This is a genomic window from Chryseobacterium sp. W4I1 (genome assembly GCF_030816115.1).
In the GTDB taxonomy this organism is placed as follows: domain Bacteria; phylum Bacteroidota; class Bacteroidia; order Flavobacteriales; family Weeksellaceae; genus Chryseobacterium.
Map to the genome: position 1 here is coordinate 2,399,487 of NZ_JAUSXQ010000001.1, position 14,645 is coordinate 2,414,131.

Annotated in this window: 16 protein-coding genes; 4 read left to right on the top strand and 12 right to left on the bottom strand. The window is 39.3% G+C overall.

From position 1 onward, the window contains the following. Position 1: 1 nt before the first annotated feature. The 12 genes from QF044_RS11170 to QF044_RS11225 form a co-directional block, all read right to left on the bottom strand. Complete coding sequence (locus QF044_RS11170) at positions 2-427, bottom strand: DoxX family protein (protein ID WP_307267052.1); 426 nt, start codon at positions 425-427, stop codon at positions 2-4. Between the two features lie 90 nt (positions 428-517). Then, on the bottom strand, positions 518-2,290 hold the full coding sequence (locus QF044_RS11175) for an amidohydrolase (protein ID WP_307267054.1): 1,773 nt from the start codon (positions 2,288-2,290) through the stop codon (positions 518-520). Positions 2,291-2,356: 66 nt separating this feature from the next. Beyond that, complete coding sequence (locus QF044_RS11180; RefSeq protein ID WP_307267058.1) at positions 2,357-3,046, bottom strand: hydrolase; 690 nt, start codon at positions 3,044-3,046, stop codon at positions 2,357-2,359. A gap of 292 nt (positions 3,047-3,338) precedes the next feature. Beyond that, complete coding sequence (locus QF044_RS11185) at positions 3,339-4,217, bottom strand: pirin family protein (protein ID WP_307267060.1); 879 nt, start codon at positions 4,215-4,217, stop codon at positions 3,339-3,341. A 203-nt stretch (positions 4,218-4,420) separates the two neighbouring features. Beyond that, positions 4,421-5,005 (bottom strand): Crp/Fnr family transcriptional regulator, encoded by a 585-nt coding sequence (locus tag QF044_RS11190; RefSeq protein WP_307267062.1) that lies wholly within the window; start codon positions 5,003-5,005, stop codon positions 4,421-4,423. A gap of 9 nt (positions 5,006-5,014) precedes the next feature. After that, positions 5,015-5,326, bottom strand: coding sequence for a hypothetical protein (locus tag QF044_RS11195; protein WP_307267063.1), 312 nt, complete (start codon positions 5,324-5,326; stop codon positions 5,015-5,017). Between the two features lie 98 nt (positions 5,327-5,424). Further along, on the bottom strand, positions 5,425-7,035 hold the full coding sequence (locus QF044_RS11200; protein WP_307267066.1) for a Na+/H+ antiporter: 1,611 nt from the start codon (positions 7,033-7,035) through the stop codon (positions 5,425-5,427). Positions 7,036-7,114: 79 nt separating this feature from the next. Further along, positions 7,115-7,465, bottom strand: coding sequence for a hypothetical protein (locus QF044_RS11205; protein ID WP_307267069.1), 351 nt, complete (start codon positions 7,463-7,465; stop codon positions 7,115-7,117). Between the two features lie 89 nt (positions 7,466-7,554). After that, on the bottom strand, positions 7,555-8,175 hold the full coding sequence (locus QF044_RS11210; protein WP_307267071.1) for an alpha/beta hydrolase: 621 nt from the start codon (positions 8,173-8,175) through the stop codon (positions 7,555-7,557). A 3-nt stretch (positions 8,176-8,178) separates the two neighbouring features. Continuing rightward, positions 8,179-9,132: a ring-cleaving dioxygenase gene (locus QF044_RS11215; RefSeq protein WP_307267074.1), complete on the bottom strand. Its 954-nt coding sequence runs from the start codon at positions 9,130-9,132 to the stop codon at positions 8,179-8,181. A gap of 59 nt (positions 9,133-9,191) precedes the next feature. Beyond that, on the bottom strand, positions 9,192-9,485 hold the full coding sequence (locus QF044_RS11220; RefSeq protein WP_307267076.1) for a GNAT family N-acetyltransferase: 294 nt from the start codon (positions 9,483-9,485) through the stop codon (positions 9,192-9,194). A gap of 59 nt (positions 9,486-9,544) precedes the next feature. Next, complete coding sequence (locus tag QF044_RS11225; protein WP_307267079.1) at positions 9,545-10,477, bottom strand: ring-cleaving dioxygenase; 933 nt, start codon at positions 10,475-10,477, stop codon at positions 9,545-9,547. A 457-nt stretch (positions 10,478-10,934) separates the two neighbouring features. On the opposite strand from QF044_RS11225, the gene QF044_RS11230 reads away from it, so the two are divergent. The 4 genes from QF044_RS11230 to metQ all read left to right on the top strand — a co-directional run bounded on the left by QF044_RS11230 (position 10,935) and on the right by metQ (position 14,527). Beyond that, the gene (locus QF044_RS11230; RefSeq protein ID WP_307267082.1) at positions 10,935-11,930 is read left to right on the top strand and encodes an EamA family transporter; all 996 of its coding nucleotides are present in this window, start codon (positions 10,935-10,937) and stop codon (positions 11,928-11,930) included. Between the two features lie 22 nt (positions 11,931-11,952). Beyond that, positions 11,953-12,981 (top strand): methionine ABC transporter ATP-binding protein, encoded by a 1,029-nt coding sequence (locus QF044_RS11235; RefSeq protein ID WP_307267084.1) that lies wholly within the window; start codon positions 11,953-11,955, stop codon positions 12,979-12,981. Then, positions 12,974-13,630, top strand: coding sequence for a methionine ABC transporter permease MetI (metI, locus tag QF044_RS11240; protein WP_307267087.1), 657 nt, complete (start codon positions 12,974-12,976; stop codon positions 13,628-13,630). The genes QF044_RS11235 and metI overlap by 8 nt, the downstream gene beginning before the upstream one ends. A 78-nt stretch (positions 13,631-13,708) precedes the next feature. Further along, on the top strand, positions 13,709-14,527 hold the full coding sequence (gene metQ, locus QF044_RS11245) for a methionine ABC transporter substrate-binding lipoprotein MetQ (RefSeq protein ID WP_307267089.1): 819 nt from the start codon (positions 13,709-13,711) through the stop codon (positions 14,525-14,527). The last annotated feature ends 118 nt before the right edge of the window (positions 14,528-14,645 follow it).

Sequence of the window (14,645 nt, forward strand, 5' to 3'; positions counted from 1 at the left end):
TTTAGATCTTTCTTAAATAATTATCCAGTGAATATTTACCGGGACCCACCAACAGAAGAAACAAGTAACACAAACTGTACATAAACGGGGTGTCTTTGATGAGTAAAGCATCGTTCCAGTGAAGGATAAAATATCCCGTCAGCGTCACCGCCAAAATAGGTAATACCGCCAGTCTTGTAAACAGTCCGAAGATGACAAAAACAGGAAACACCAGATTGGCTGCATCTGCAAAAAGACTGTTGAAAGCTTCAGGAAGATGTAGCGGATTGGGTACCTGCTCAGCTTCTGAAACGCCTACACCCAGTTTTTTCAGACCGTGAGCTACGATTAATTCTACGGATAATAAAATTCTGAAACCTAATAAGGCAGTGTGGATTAATTTTCCTTCAAGGTTGGTATTGGTGATGATGTGAACGAGTTTTTTCATTGGTTTAAATAGTCTTAATATTATTTGTTGAACCATAACTCCACGGGAAGGGAATGTTTTGGCGGTATTTTTATTAATGGTTAGTTTTGATTATTTGGTCTGGTATCCTCCGTAATATTTTACAGGAGACCAGTCCGGAAGTACGGGAAGAGCTGCGGGAGCTGCATTTTTGTAAGATTCGTCTCCGTAGACTACTTTTCCATCTACGATGGTTAGTTTGGCAGTAATGTTTTTGATATCTTCCTCGTTCACAGTGAAATAATCTTTGTCCAAGATTGTAAGGTCGGCATAGTATCCTTTCTGAATTTTCCCTTTTTCATAGTCTTTGATCAGTTCATATCCGCCGTATGTGGAAAGGGATAAAGCTGTTTTTCTGTCTAAGGTATTTTCCTTTGCCATCACCTGGTTTCCGCCCAGTGTTTTTCCGGAAGTGATCCAGTATAAAGCTACCCATGGGTTATAACTTGCTACTCTGGTTCCATCTGTTCCCAAACCTACAGGAATTCCCATTTCGAGCATTTTCTTTACGGGAGGAGAGGCTAAGGCTGCTTTTTTACCGTAACGGTGGATAAAGCTTTCTCCCTGATAGGCCATTCTGTGCTGAACTGCAATTCCTCCACCCAGCGCTTTGATGCGTTTCATATTTTCTTCGGTTACTGTTTCTGCGTGATCAAAGAACCATACGAGACCGTTAAGCGGTGTTTCTTTATTCACTTCTTCAATAACATTCAGAAACCGGCTGATGCTTTCGTTGTAGGTAGCATGAATTCTGAAAGGCCATTTATTTTTAACCAGAAGGCTTAGGACATCTTTCATGCTTTTTTCCATGGTCGAAGGAAGTTCGGGTCTAGGGAACAGGAAGTTTTCGAAATCGGCTCCGTCTGAAACCAGGTTTTCACCGCCGCCTTCTACATGATAATCTATATCGTTGTGACCGTTGTGACCATGATCATCAATGTCTACCATTCCTACCCATTTGGTATAATCTGATAATTCGGAACCTTTCTTTTGAGCAAACAGATAATAAGGTAATCTTACGGTGATCTTTCCTTGTTTGTTTAGGGCATCCGTTGTTCCGTAATCGTCCGGGAAATTCTGGAAGCCTCCGCCTGCATCCATTACGGCTGTTACTCCAAGACGGTTCAGTTCGGTCATATACTGAAGGGTGGAATTCACTTTTTCTTCTTCAGACAATTCGGGTAATTTGGCTAATGTGGAATAAAGAATGAAAGCGTTGGGCTCTGCAACCAGTAAACCTGTGGGATTTCCGTGGGTGTCTTTTTCAATTAAGCCCTGCATTGGGTTGGGTGTATCTTCATTGATATTTAATTCTTTTAATCCGGCTTTATTCAGCCATGCTTTTCCATATAGATACATCACAAAGGCCGGCACGTCGCCTGTTGCTTCGTTTATTTCCTGTAAAGTAGGAAGTCTTTTTTCTTCAAACTGATATTCGTTCCAGCCACCGATAACTCTTACCCACTGCCCTTTCGGAGTTCTCTGGGCTTGCTCTTTCAACATTTCCAGGGCTCTCTTCAGGGTTTTCACGCCATCCCAGCGAAGTTCTGTGTTATAAAATCTTCCGCCCCGGATTACATGCAAATGGCTGTCGAACAGTCCGGGAATCACTCTGTTTCCTTTGGCATCGATCATTTTTGTGCTGCTTCCCTTTAATTTTAAAATCTGGGCATTGGTTCCGGTCTGGAAAATTTTATGATCTTTAATGGCAACGGCCTGAACTTCCGGATTTTTACTGTCCATTGTGGTAATTTTCCCGTTGGTGACGATCAGATCTGCTTTTTGAGCATTCAGTACAGTTGTACCTAAGATGAAAGAGAATAGAATGGTATGTAATGGCTTCATATTTTTACGTTTATAGTTTGAAGAAAAAGGCAGGCTGTGGTTCAACCTGCCGTAGTTGTAATTTTATTAGTGTTTAAGCATATCCTGAGCATACTGGATTCCCAATCCGTAAGCACCGCCATATTTTTTCATTAAATCGTTTACCGGTTTGTAAGTTTCTTTTCTTGACCAGTCTCTCTGTAATTCAAGAATATACTGAACGGATGTAATAGGATGTGCGCCAGCCTGAATCATTCTGGTCATCGCCTGATCGTGAGCTTCTTTAGAAATATCACCTGAAGCATCTGAAATCACATAGACGTCATACCCCTCTTCGAGCGCTGATAAAGCCGGTCCTACAACACACACACTCGTCCACAATCCTGCTAAAACCAGTTTCTTTTTGTTTTTGCCTGTAATGGCTTTGTGGGCATTTACATCCTCCCAGGTATTCATTGTAGTTCGATCTACATAACCGCTGGTAGCTTCAGGATATACCGCTGATATTTCCGGGAAAACAGGTCCTGCAAACGATTTTTCTGCGACGGTAGTTACCACTGTAGGAATGTTGAAGATCTTTGAACCGCCGGCAACTAATGCGACATTGTTTCTCAGTTCTTCCATACTGATGTTTTTTGTCGCAAATGCCATCTGCCCTTCATGATCAATTAAAACCAAAGCGTGGTTAGTTGGATTCAATAATGCCTGTCCTGGCTTCTGAGCCATTGCTGTAACGGATAATAATGCTGCTGCGAATGATAGGATTAATTTTTTCATAATGTCTAATTTTTTAATGTTGTTTGTTTATTTTAAAATCTGTTGATGTATTTCCTTGATTTTGATATGACAAATTTAGGGTGATGAAAAACCCTGTACATTTAACTAGTTTAATAAATCACATGTAGGTAAAAAAAATATAAAAATACTTTAACCATCGATCTTTAGCGAGATCCATATCTGATAATCGTGTACCATATTACATTTGAAAAACTGGAAAAAGGAAAGCCCGGATTCTATAATCCGGGCTTTCCTTTTTAGTGATACGGTTGGTAAGTATCTGCTTAATTATTTATGATAAAGTCATCGGTACTTCCATGAGTAAGATCTCCGTTTCTTCAGCTGTTGCTTTAATATTTAAACCGGTAATATCCCAGACTCCGAAACCATCTCTTGTTTCCAATGGCTGACCTTCGATTTCTGCACTTCCTTTTAAAATAAAGGCATACACACCATTTCCTTTTTTCCTGATCTGATAATGCGTTTCCGTATTGTTATCAAAATTCCCAAGATGAAACCAGGCATCCTGATGAATCCAGACCCCGTCGTCATCTGCGTTGGGAGAAAGGATTTGCTGAAATTTATTCTGACTTTTTGTTTTATCTAAAGTAATCTGGTCATATCGGGGTGTTACATTTCTTCTGTTGGGATACACCCAGATCTGAAGAAATTTGACAGGACTATCCGTATTTTTATTGAACTCACTGTGCATAATTCCAGTTCCTGCGCTCATCACCTGGATATCACCGCTTCTGATCACGGCTGTATTTCCCATGCTGTCTTTATGCTCCAGATCACCTTCCAGGGGTATACTGATGATCTCCATATTATCATGCGGATGTGTGCCGAAACCTCTTCCCGCCTCTACTTTATCATCATTAAGAACCCTTAGAACACCGAAGTGCATTCTTTCCGGATTGTGATAATTGGCAAAGCTGAAGGTATGGTTACTTTCCAGCCACCCGTGATCTGCTTTTCCTCTGGAATCGGCCTTGTGAATGACTGAATTATCTTTGATTTTTGAATCTGTATTGGGTAAATGATTGTATCCAATTGGCTCCAACGGCTCTATTTCATCAATGTCATTTTTCATGGTATTTCCCAATGATGCCGATGCCACAAACATTCCTGTTCCCAGTAATCCTTTTTTTAAAAAATCTTTTCTGTCCATATCCTGGTTGTTTTTATTGATTATTAATAAGACAAATTTAGTACGGTTAGAAATCTCATGCATTTAACTAGATTAATAAATTACTTTTATCCAAAAAAAATACCGAATATTTTTGATATTCGGCAATGAACTATTCAGGAAATCAATTGAAATTACTAATTTTTTCAACTTTTTGAAATAATCCGGAACTCCAAAGCATGAAATTATTTTCCTTTTGAAGCAAGGCGTTTTCTGATAGTGCTTACAAATTCCTTGGAAACACCCAGATAGGAAGCGATATAATATTGTGCTACCCTTTGTGGAATGGAAGGATAAACTTTAATAAATTCAAGATACCTTTCTGATGCACTTTCTGCTATGGTGCTCACCAGACGGTTCTGAAGTGTTGAAAGGTTCCTCTGAACAAGCATTCTGAATACCCTTTCAAATTTCGGGACTTCCTGCAACAGTTTTTCTTTCGTGGTAGGATCCAGCATATAGATTTCTGAATCTTCAAGGGTTTCAATATATAATTTAGAGGACACCTGATCCTGGAAAGAAGCGATATCACTGATCCACCAGTCTTCTATGGCAAATAATATCGTTACCTCAACTCCTTTATCATTGAGACAATACATCCTTAAACACCCTTTATGAATGAAGCCTTCAAACTGGCATATTTCTCCTTCTCTCAACAAAACTGTTTTTTTAGGTATGCTTTTACAAACCAGAAGATCGGTGAAAAACGTCTCTTCTTCGGGAGTAAGGCTAATAAATCGGGTTACATTCTTAAGGATATTTTCGTACATAAATTAAGTTTACGGCTGCAAATTAGGAAAAAGTGTGTAAACTTCGTTCTTAAGCAGTCCGCTTCCGCCACCATAATGTTCAATTACTTTAATCTCTCTGTCCTGATTTTCACAAAAAACTTTGATCTCTTTTTCAAACTGATCGTCCAAGCCTGAACTCAAAAGAACGATATCTACCTGATTACCTTTGATATAATCATAGCTGATATTTTCATCGTTCTGAATTTCTGCTGCCCATCCTTCATTATTTTCGATAATTCTTTTCAGGGTATCAAGGATTTCCTGATTTTTTCCAATGACTAAAAATTGTAATGTTTTCATTTCGTCTAATTTTAAGATTCAGTTTTGACTGACTTTTTATTTGATGTCATTAACAGCCTATTTTTCCATTAAATACTGCCTGTTTGAGACTAAGCTCATTAAAGATGTTTGTTTCCTGTTATCCTTAATTCAATTAGATCCAATTGTGATTCTGCTTTGCGGATCTCGTCGTCGCTGAAGTGTTTTTCTCTTTTTATTTTAAACAGCTCTTTTCTCTGCATGGCAAAAATATCGAGCATGATCGTGTGATATTCTTTCAAATCATTCTGTCTGTTCGAGCACATTTCAAGGGAACTTAAATGGCTTTGCTGAAGTGAAATATCATTTTCTATGGCATCTTTAAAATTTTCAACAAGACTGTTGCTTTTCAAGCTGGATTCATACTCCTCTTCCAGTCTTTTCACAGCCAGCTGATCCAGTCTGATCTGAATGGCCGCCTGCTGTTCGTGGGAAGGTAAAACAGGATCAATTTCTCCGATTTTTGTCAGTTTAATAATCAGAGGAAGCGTCAAACCCTGGAAGACCAAGGTCACAAAAATGACGACAAAGGTGATAAAGATAATAAGATTTCTCATCGGAAATTCCGCCTGGTCATTCATCATTACAGGAATTGACAATGCAGTTGCCAGAGATACCACACCCCGCATTCCTGCCCAGCCGATAATCAACGGGTTCTTCCAGCCCGGACTTGGATCTTTTCTGACTTTTTTGCTGAGCCATCTCGGAACATGTGCCACCGGATAGATCCATAAAAGACGAACTGCAATGACAATCAGACTGATGATCAGGCCATACTTAATTCCTTCCATTACAGAAGTTTCGCCCAGACCATTGATGATATCCGGAAGTTCAAGCCCAATTAAAACAAAAACCAGTGCATTCATTACAAAGATCAGCGTATTCCAGACTCCGGTCATGTTGATTCTTGTAATTCCTGTTTTAAAAATTTCATGGGAACGGAAAGACATAAACAATCCGCCGCTTACTACTGCCATTACTCCGGAAAAGTGGAAATGTTCAGCCAAAAGAAATAAGATGTACGGTGTCATTACAGTTAATGCTGCATCAATAGCCGGAGTTGTCGGTAAAAACCGGTGGATGGCATAAATAATATGAGCGACTACAATTCCTACTACAATTCCCATTCCTGCCACGATAAAAAACTGACCTGAAGCTTCCTGCATAGAAAACATTCCCGTCATTACGGCTGCCAGCGCAAACCTGAAAACGATCAGTGAGGAGGCATCATTGATAAGACTTTCTCCTTCAAGTATGGCAATGGTTCTTTTCGGAACTTTCAATCCTTTTAGAACTGTGGTTGCTGCGATAGCATCCGGAGGGGAAACAATTCCGCCAAGTAAAAAACCCATAGCCAGAGTGAATCCGGGGATCAGAGCCTGTGAAGCAAATGCAACGACCAAAGAGGTTAGAAACACCAGTCCGAAAGCCAACAATCCAATGGTGCGTTTCCATTTCCAAAAGTCATTCCAGGAAGTATACCAGGCGGCTTCATATAAAAGAGGAGGAAGAAATATCAGGAATATAATCTCTGGATCAAGCTTTAGAACGGGAACTCCGGGAATAAAACTGATCCCCAATCCAGCAAGCACCAGAAATATGGGATAGGCAATTTTGATACGCTGCGCCAGCATGACCAGCATCATGACGATCAGTAATAATCCGAGTATTAAAAGTAGATTTTCGTGCATAGTTTTTTATTGGATGGAAGAATCAGACTTTGCATTTCAACTTCTGAAATCTTGTGTCTTGTGTCTTGTATCTTGCGTCTTATTTACAATGAATAAACAGTGAGGTTCTCTCTTTTTTTTCAAGGTTTCTTGTTTTATGGCCCTTTCCGGAAGTGTCTTCCACCAGAAGGATTTCGCCGGTCTGGAACTGTCTTTTTCCTCCGGATGAAGTTTCTATTTCCACACCGCCATTCAAAAGTACGATATATTGTCTTTGAGGAGCGTGGTGAAAATCATAATCGTAGTCAGCAGCCACTTTTCTGAACTGTAATTCCTTTACCTGAACTTTGTCTGAAAGGAAACCTATTTCTCCCTGATCAATCAAAGGAATTTCAATATCCTGGAAATGAGATTCGCCTTTGCCGTCACTGAATATTCTTGTTATTTTCATCTTATTTTAAAGTTTAAACTGAGGGAAGACCCAATTTATTGATTATTATTTGGTTCCTTTTTATATTTAAATAAGTCAGAAAAATATCTCTATTTAAATACAATTGAATTGGCCAGTTCAATTTCTTCCTGATTGATAGAGTGTCCGAAATTTGCATAGACTTTTTCCGTCACATCCGCATTCATTTCTCTTAAAATATTGGCTGTTGCATACACTCTTTCTACCGGAACATGAAAATCGGGATTGCTGGTTCCAAGGAAAATCGGGGTTTGGGCAAAATCACCTTTATAGTTCTCACGGTTGATCTTATCCCCTACCACTCCTCCGATAATAGCTGCTGCTCCACCATACTTCTTGGCATTCCTTGCTAAAAATTCAAGGGTAAGACAGGCACCCTGGGAAAATCCGAAAAAGTAAATATTTTCATTTTTTATGCCTGCATCTATTGCGGTCTGCACCGTTTTCTGAACAGTTTCAACGGCAGATGACAGCCATGGTTCGTTTTGTTCTACCGGAGCAATGAAGGAGAAAGGATACCAGGTTCCGTTGGTAGCCTGAGGGGCAAGTAAAGCATAATCTTTTACATTCAAATGCTGGGACAGGCTTAAAATATCCTCAGCACTTCCTCCTCTTCCGTGAATCATTACTAAAACTTTTTCTGCCTGATCTAATGGGGTGCCTGATGTTTTTATATCTAATGTATGACTCATGATTTATCTGTATTTTTCTGTTGGGTAATTAATTTTGGGAAGAACTTCCACCAAATGTTCTCTTTTTTCTTCAAACTGAGAGGGCAGCATTAAATCTTCACCCAGAAATGCAAGTTCTTCGTCTATATCGAATCCTAGACCTGAAGTAGCAATCTCAAATAAGACGCCGCCGGGCTCTTTAAAATATACGGAAGTAAAGTACTTACGGTCTTTCACTTCGGTATGCTGCAGTCCGGATTTGTTTAATCTTTCGATCATTTCCAGCTGGGACTGGGCATCGGGTGTTGCAAAAGCAACGTGATGCACAGTTCCTCTTCCCGCCAGTCCTTTTAATGCATTAGGCGTACACAGAAGATCTACATATTTTCCGGGCTTATTTTCAGTTCCTAATCTTAACCTGTCTGAAGTTTCGGCAATCACCTGGTGATCCATCTGGTTGGTTAATAAAGCTGCTGTTCTTTCATAAGCCTCCAGCCAGATTTCCACATGGTGGATTCCTTTTATGGCATAATCCTTTGGAATAAATCCGTTATAATATCCTTTTCTATCGTCATTATCATTAAAAACCAGCTCTAAGCCCAGCCCGTCAAAATCTTCAAGATAAATAAACGCTTCACCTGAAAATCTCTGCTGAGGCTGCTTGTAAGGAATATTAAACTGATCGAGACGGTTTAACCAGTAATCGAGGGCATCCATTGACACTGAAAAAGCAGTGGTATTCAACATTCCTTTACCATGTCTACCGTTTACAAGGCCTTTTCCGTATGGGAAAGTGGTCATGATGGTTCCCGGTGTCCCGAATTCGTCACCGAAATAGAAATGATACACATCAGAATAATCAAAGTTGACGGTTTTTTTGACCAACCGAAGTCCTAAAATTCCTGTATAAAAATCTATATTTTCCTGTGAATCGCCAGTAACGGCTGTAACATGGTGAAGTCCTGTGATGAGTGCCATTGTATTCTTTTTATAAGTTGTTTTGCTTGTATTTTAATTCTTAATGATTGGATTTCAGATTAATTTTCTTTGAACCAGACATCGTTATATTCTTCCGGATTGCGTTTGAACTGGGCATGAACGTAAGGACATAGCGGTACAATTTTCAAATCGTTTTCCCTTGCATAGGAAACCAGTTGGTTCAATAACAATTTTGCAAAACCTCTTCCTGCATATTCGTCGTCAACTTCGGTGTGGTAAACGGTTAATTTATTTCCCACCACCGAAATGTCCATTTTTCCGGCTTTATTATCGTCTGAGAAAAGCTGAACTTCGCCTTTCACATTTCCTAAAACTACTGCTGTTCTTTCCATTTTTTTGTTCTTTAATTAATGATTTAAAGGTATGACCTTTCTAAAATTTGAGTAATGATCTATGATAACTTCGGTAACACTTCTTCTATTTTTTCTCTTAATCCTTCGTGCTCTTTTGGAAGCTTTAAGTTTTGTCCAAGTTCATTCAAAGGCTCATCTACTGTAAATCCGGGGTTGTCGGTAGCAATTTCAAACAATACGCCGCCCGGTTCACGGAAGTACAGCGAGTAGAAATAATCCCTGTCTATTTTAGGGGTGATGCTCAGTCCTGCAGCCATTACTTTTTCACGGTATTCCATCAGAATATCATCGTTTTTTACTCTGAAAGCAATATGGTGATTGGTTCCTGCAGCATTTCTGCCTGTAGGAATAGTGTCATTTTCAATAATATCAATTAAATTGGCTGTATCGATGGCATCGGTTGCAAAACGGTATCTTTCACCTTCCTGTTTCTGTAAATCATAGCCTAAAATATCGGTCAGCACTTTAATTGTAGGACCGGCTTTCTTTAGCGTTAAAGTCACATTATGAAAGCCTTTTAGTCCATTTTCATCTTTAATATCATCTGTAGTCCATACCTTACGGTCATCAGGTGTCGATGATTCAATGAATTGCAGCTGCAGGCCGTCGGGATCTTTAAAAGAAATCAGTTTTTCACCAAAGATTTCGCCTTCTACAACATTAACATTGAATTGCTGTAATCGGTTCTTCCAAAATTCCAGGCTTCCTTTTGGAACGGAATATCCGATATGCGTTGCCAGTCCGCTTCCATTGGTTCCGGAACCTATTCCCTCCCATGGAAAAAAGGTTAAGATCGTTCCCGGAGTTCCCGTTTCGTTTCCGAAGTAAAAATGGTAGGTTCCCGGATCGTCGAAGTTTACGGTTTTCTTTACCAGTCTCAGCCCTAAAACCTGGCTGTAAAAATCTAAATTTCTCTTTGCATTGTTTGCAATAGCTGTAATATGGTGCAGTCCTAAAATTCTGTTTTGCATGTCTTTTTATTTTGATGCTAAATTACAGTGACTGTAAATGCTGCACATTTAACTAGTTTAATAAATCGTGTTTTGGAGAAAAAATAAAAGATTAAGTGAGAGCATTTGGGATACATCTTCTGTATTAACAAATTTTAAAACAACATACAATACTGAAAACCAATATTTTAAAAATAAGAGTTAAAATATTTTTCAAAAAGTCTATTATTTTAGTGGACTAATGAAAATATATGTCCTATATTTGCAACCGTATTCAGGAAAAGAAAATTACAATGAAACAAGGATTCAAACATCAGACAGTGAAGAAACAGACCATCAAAACTATGATGATGTGCAACTGTATGCCTATGCATCAGGAATCCCGTGGCTGACCTTACTTTTATATCACATATTTTAAAGGCCTTACCACGTTGTAGGGCCTTTTTATTTTAATACACATCACACAAAAACATACACAATGAATACTTCAAAAAACAGCTGGCTGGTGCCGCTAGCATTTATCAATATTTACGTGATCTGGGGAATTACATTTCTTGCGATTTCGTTTGGTCTGAGAGGATTTCCTCCTTTTATTCTTTCCGGATTCCGCTTTCTGGCGGCAGGATTTCTGATGATTGGATGGCTTCTGGCCAAAGGTGAAAAAGAAAACTCCCTGCTCAACTGGAAAAAAAATGCGATTACCGGAATCCTCATTCTTACGGGTGGAACCGGTCTTGTAGCCTGGGGTGAACAATATGTATCGGCATCTGAAGCAGCCATTACTATTGCAACAGGCCCATTCTGGTTCATAGCCATTGATAAGAAAAACTGGAAGTATTATTTCTCAGATAAATTTATACCAATAGGACTGATCATTGGGTTTGTAGGATTAATATTATTTCTAAACGGAAGTGTTTCCAGTACAGCTCATGCAGCAGTTGACGGGAACTTACGGATCACAGCATTCATTGTACTGGCATTAAGTTCTGTAGCCTGGGTTCTGGGATCTTTATATTCAAAGAAAAATCCGGCCTCGCAGTCTACATTTATGAATATTGCACAGCAGCTTATCACAGCGGGTATTGCTTCCTTTATTATTGCTGCATTCAGAAAAGAATGGCACGGTTTTTCATTCTCGAATGTTCCGGCATCGGCATGGGTAGGTGTATTGTTCCTAGTATTCTTCGGATCAATCGTCGCTTACTTATCTTATATATGGCTGCTTTCTGTAAAACCGGCAGCTTTGGTAAGTACCCATACCTACATCAACCCAATTGTTACTGTATTTGCAGGATGGATCGTGGCGGGACAGACCATTAACGGAAGTCAGCTGTATGGATTATCCATTATATTATTGGGAGTACTTCTTACGAATGTGACGAAATATTTCAGGCTTTCAAAACGCTCGAAAGTGAAAATAAGAAGGCTGAAACGGTTTTTCAATAAGTCGGTAAGGCCGTACCAGCCCATTTAAAAATTAAACTATAGTTAAAAAAATGATAGAGATCAAAAACATTTCAAAAACATTTCATCAAAAAAAGCAGTCCTTCAAGGCACTGGATCAGGTGAGCCTCAGTGTCGAAAAGGGAGATATTGTAGGGATCATCGGATTTTCAGGAGCCGGAAAAAGTACGCTGATCCGCACGGTAAATCTTCTGGAAAGACCTGATGAAGGCCAGATCATCATCAATGATAAAGATTTCACTAAGCTAGGTTCAAAGCAACTGGCCAGTGAACGAAAAAAAATCGGGATGATTTTCCAGCATTTTAATCTGCTTTCATCAAGAACTGTTTTTGATAATGTTGCACTTTCACTGGAACTGGATCATGTCAGCAAGGAAGAGATCAAAAGAAAAGTGAATGAACTGCTGAAAATTGTAGGGTTGGAAGACAAGGCCAATGATTATCCCAAAAGTCTTTCCGGCGGGCAGAAACAGAGAGTAGCCATTGCCAGGGCATTAGCTAATGATCCGTACCTCCTTCTCTGTGATGAAGCTACCAGCGCACTGGATCCGGCAACCACACAGTCGATCCTGCAGCTTTTACGGGACATTAATCAGAGATTAGGCATCACCATTCTTCTGATTACCCACGAGATGGAAGTCATCAAGGCGGTTTGTAATCATGTAGCGGTTATAGATAAAGGAAAATTACTAGCAAAAGGAACATTAAGCGAGATCATTTCGGATAAAGAAAATCCAGTGATCCGCCAATTTATAAATTCAGATATCATGACTATACCTCAGGAACTTAATAAGAGGCTGCAGAAAGAACCACAAAACGGGTTATTTCCGCTTGTTGAAATAGAACTTAACGAAAATATAAGTGTTGAAAAACTGCTTTCTACGCTGTATGAACAATATAAAATACCTTACCGACTGCTGAAAGCGGATGTAGAATATCTGGGCAGCTCAAACTTTGGAAAACTGTTGCTGCAGCTGCAGGGAGAAACCGAGGAAAACCAGAAGGTCATCTATTATTTTAACCAGAATAAGATTCAAAATACAGTAAAAGGATATGCTTAGTGATTCGGTAATTTCTCTTTTAGGAAAGGGGCTTTGGGAAACAATTTATATGACATTTGTTTCCGGTTTTTTTGGATTTGTTTTGGGACTTCCGGTGGGAATTCTATTGTTTTTAACGAGAAAAGGACAGCTGCTGGAAAATACAGCTTATTACAGGATTACCTCTATTCTGGTTAATATTTTCCGTTCTATTCCTTTTATTATTTTAATTGTCTGGATGATTCCTTTTACAAGGGTGATTATAGGAACTTCAATCGGAATGAATGCAGCATTGGTTCCGTTGAGCGTTGGAGCAGCTCCGTTTATTGCCAGACTGGTAGAAAACAGTCTTCTTGAGGTTCCTCATGGCCTGATCGAAACGGCCAGAGCTTTAGGAGCATCACCTTTACAGATTATTCAAAAAGTACTGCTTCCGGAAGCACTTCCTTCTTTAATTAATAATGCTGCGATCACTCTGATCACTTTAGTGGGTTATTCTGCTATGGGTGGAGCATTGGGAGCAGGCGGACTGGGACAGATCGGTTACCAATACGGATATATTGGTTACGATGCTGTGATTATGAATGTGGTCTTGATACTGTTGGTTGCATTGGTATTTATCATTCAGTTTGCGGGAGACCGATTGGCAAAAAAGTTTGATCATCGGTAACTTAAAAGATTCGAAAATTTAATATAAATAACAAAAGGTGACTTCGATCGAGTGCCTCCTTTAATGATAAAAATTATAATGAAAAAGATAAAAATCATAAGCCTTTTGACGGCTGGACTTCTCCTATTCAATGCATGTTCGGGAAAGAAAAATAATCCGAATCATATTGTAGTAGGAATTACCTACGGTCCCGAACTGGAAATTGCTGAAACAGCAAAAAAAGTAGCTAAAGAAAAATATAACCTTGATGTGGAACTGATTCCGTTCAATGATTATGTAGTTCCTAATGAAGCTTTGAATAACGGCGATATTGAAGCTAATGCTTTCCAGCACGTTCCTTATCTGAATGAGCAGTCGAAGCAGCGAGGCTATAAACTGGCTGTGGTAGGAAATACGTTTGTCTACCCTATCGTTGCCTACTCAAAGAAGATCAGAACTATCAGCCAGCTGCAGAACGGAAGTACAATTGTGATTCCGAATGACCCTACCAATGAGGGCAGGTCATTGCTTCTGCTTCAGAAAAACGGACTTTTAAAATTAAAAGAAGGAACCGGACTATTACCGAAAGTCACAGATATCACAGAAAATCCAAAACAACTAAAAATTCTGGAAATTGAAGCTCCTCAACTGCCAAGAGTTCTGGATGATAAAGAGGTTGTTATAGCCATCATCAACAATAATTTTGCATCACAGGCAGGATTAGATCCTGCTAAACAGAGTGTTTTCAGCGAGGATAAAGACTCTCCATACATCAACGTCATTGTTGCAACCCATGACAATAAAAATTCAGATAAAGTAAAAAACTTTGTCAAAGCCTACCAGTCTGATGAAGTGGCTAAAAAAGCGGCGGAGATCTTCAAAGGCGGCGCGGTGAAAGGATGGGAAAATCATGAGTAATTGCGGGTACTGGGTTTGTGAGTAGTAGAGTTTTAGTGTGTTTCGGAGTGCGGATTGTATGTCATAATAAAGAACTTAAACCTCGGAATACGAAGCTATACGCCCCAACTCTAACCTC

Coding starts and splice junctions, on each gene's coding strand:
- QF044_RS11230 (WP_307267082.1), top strand. CDS start 10,935: ATGAATACTTCAAAAAACAGCTGGCTGGTGCCGCTAGCATTTATCAAT.
- QF044_RS11195 (WP_307267063.1), bottom strand. CDS start 5,326: ATGAAAACATTACAATTTTTAGTCATTGGAAAAAATCAGGAAATCCTT.
- QF044_RS11180 (WP_307267058.1), bottom strand. CDS start 3,046: ATGAAAAAATTAATCCTATCATTCGCAGCAGCATTATTATCCGTTACA.
- QF044_RS11225 (WP_307267079.1), bottom strand. CDS start 10,477: ATGCAAAACAGAATTTTAGGACTGCACCATATTACAGCTATTGCAAAC.
- QF044_RS11220 (WP_307267076.1), bottom strand. CDS start 9,485: ATGGAAAGAACAGCAGTAGTTTTAGGAAATGTGAAAGGCGAAGTTCAG.
- metQ (WP_307267089.1), top strand. CDS start 13,709: ATGAAAAAGATAAAAATCATAAGCCTTTTGACGGCTGGACTTCTCCTA.
- metI (WP_307267087.1), top strand. CDS start 12,974: ATGCTTAGTGATTCGGTAATTTCTCTTTTAGGAAAGGGGCTTTGGGAA.
- QF044_RS11170 (WP_307267052.1), bottom strand. CDS start 427: ATGAAAAAACTCGTTCACATCATCACCAATACCAACCTTGAAGGAAAA.
- QF044_RS11185 (WP_307267060.1), bottom strand. CDS start 4,217: ATGGACAGAAAAGATTTTTTAAAAAAAGGATTACTGGGAACAGGAATG.
- QF044_RS11215 (WP_307267074.1), bottom strand. CDS start 9,132: ATGGCACTCATCACAGGACTTCACCATGTTACAGCCGTTACTGGCGAT.
- QF044_RS11210 (WP_307267071.1), bottom strand. CDS start 8,175: ATGAGTCATACATTAGATATAAAAACATCAGGCACCCCATTAGATCAG.
- QF044_RS11190 (WP_307267062.1), bottom strand. CDS start 5,005: ATGTACGAAAATATCCTTAAGAATGTAACCCGATTTATTAGCCTTACT.
- QF044_RS11235 (WP_307267084.1), top strand. CDS start 11,953: ATGATAGAGATCAAAAACATTTCAAAAACATTTCATCAAAAAAAGCAG.
- QF044_RS11175 (WP_307267054.1), bottom strand. CDS start 2,290: ATGAAGCCATTACATACCATTCTATTCTCTTTCATCTTAGGTACAACT.
- QF044_RS11200 (WP_307267066.1), bottom strand. CDS start 7,035: ATGCACGAAAATCTACTTTTAATACTCGGATTATTACTGATCGTCATG.
- QF044_RS11205 (WP_307267069.1), bottom strand. CDS start 7,465: ATGAAAATAACAAGAATATTCAGTGACGGCAAAGGCGAATCTCATTTC.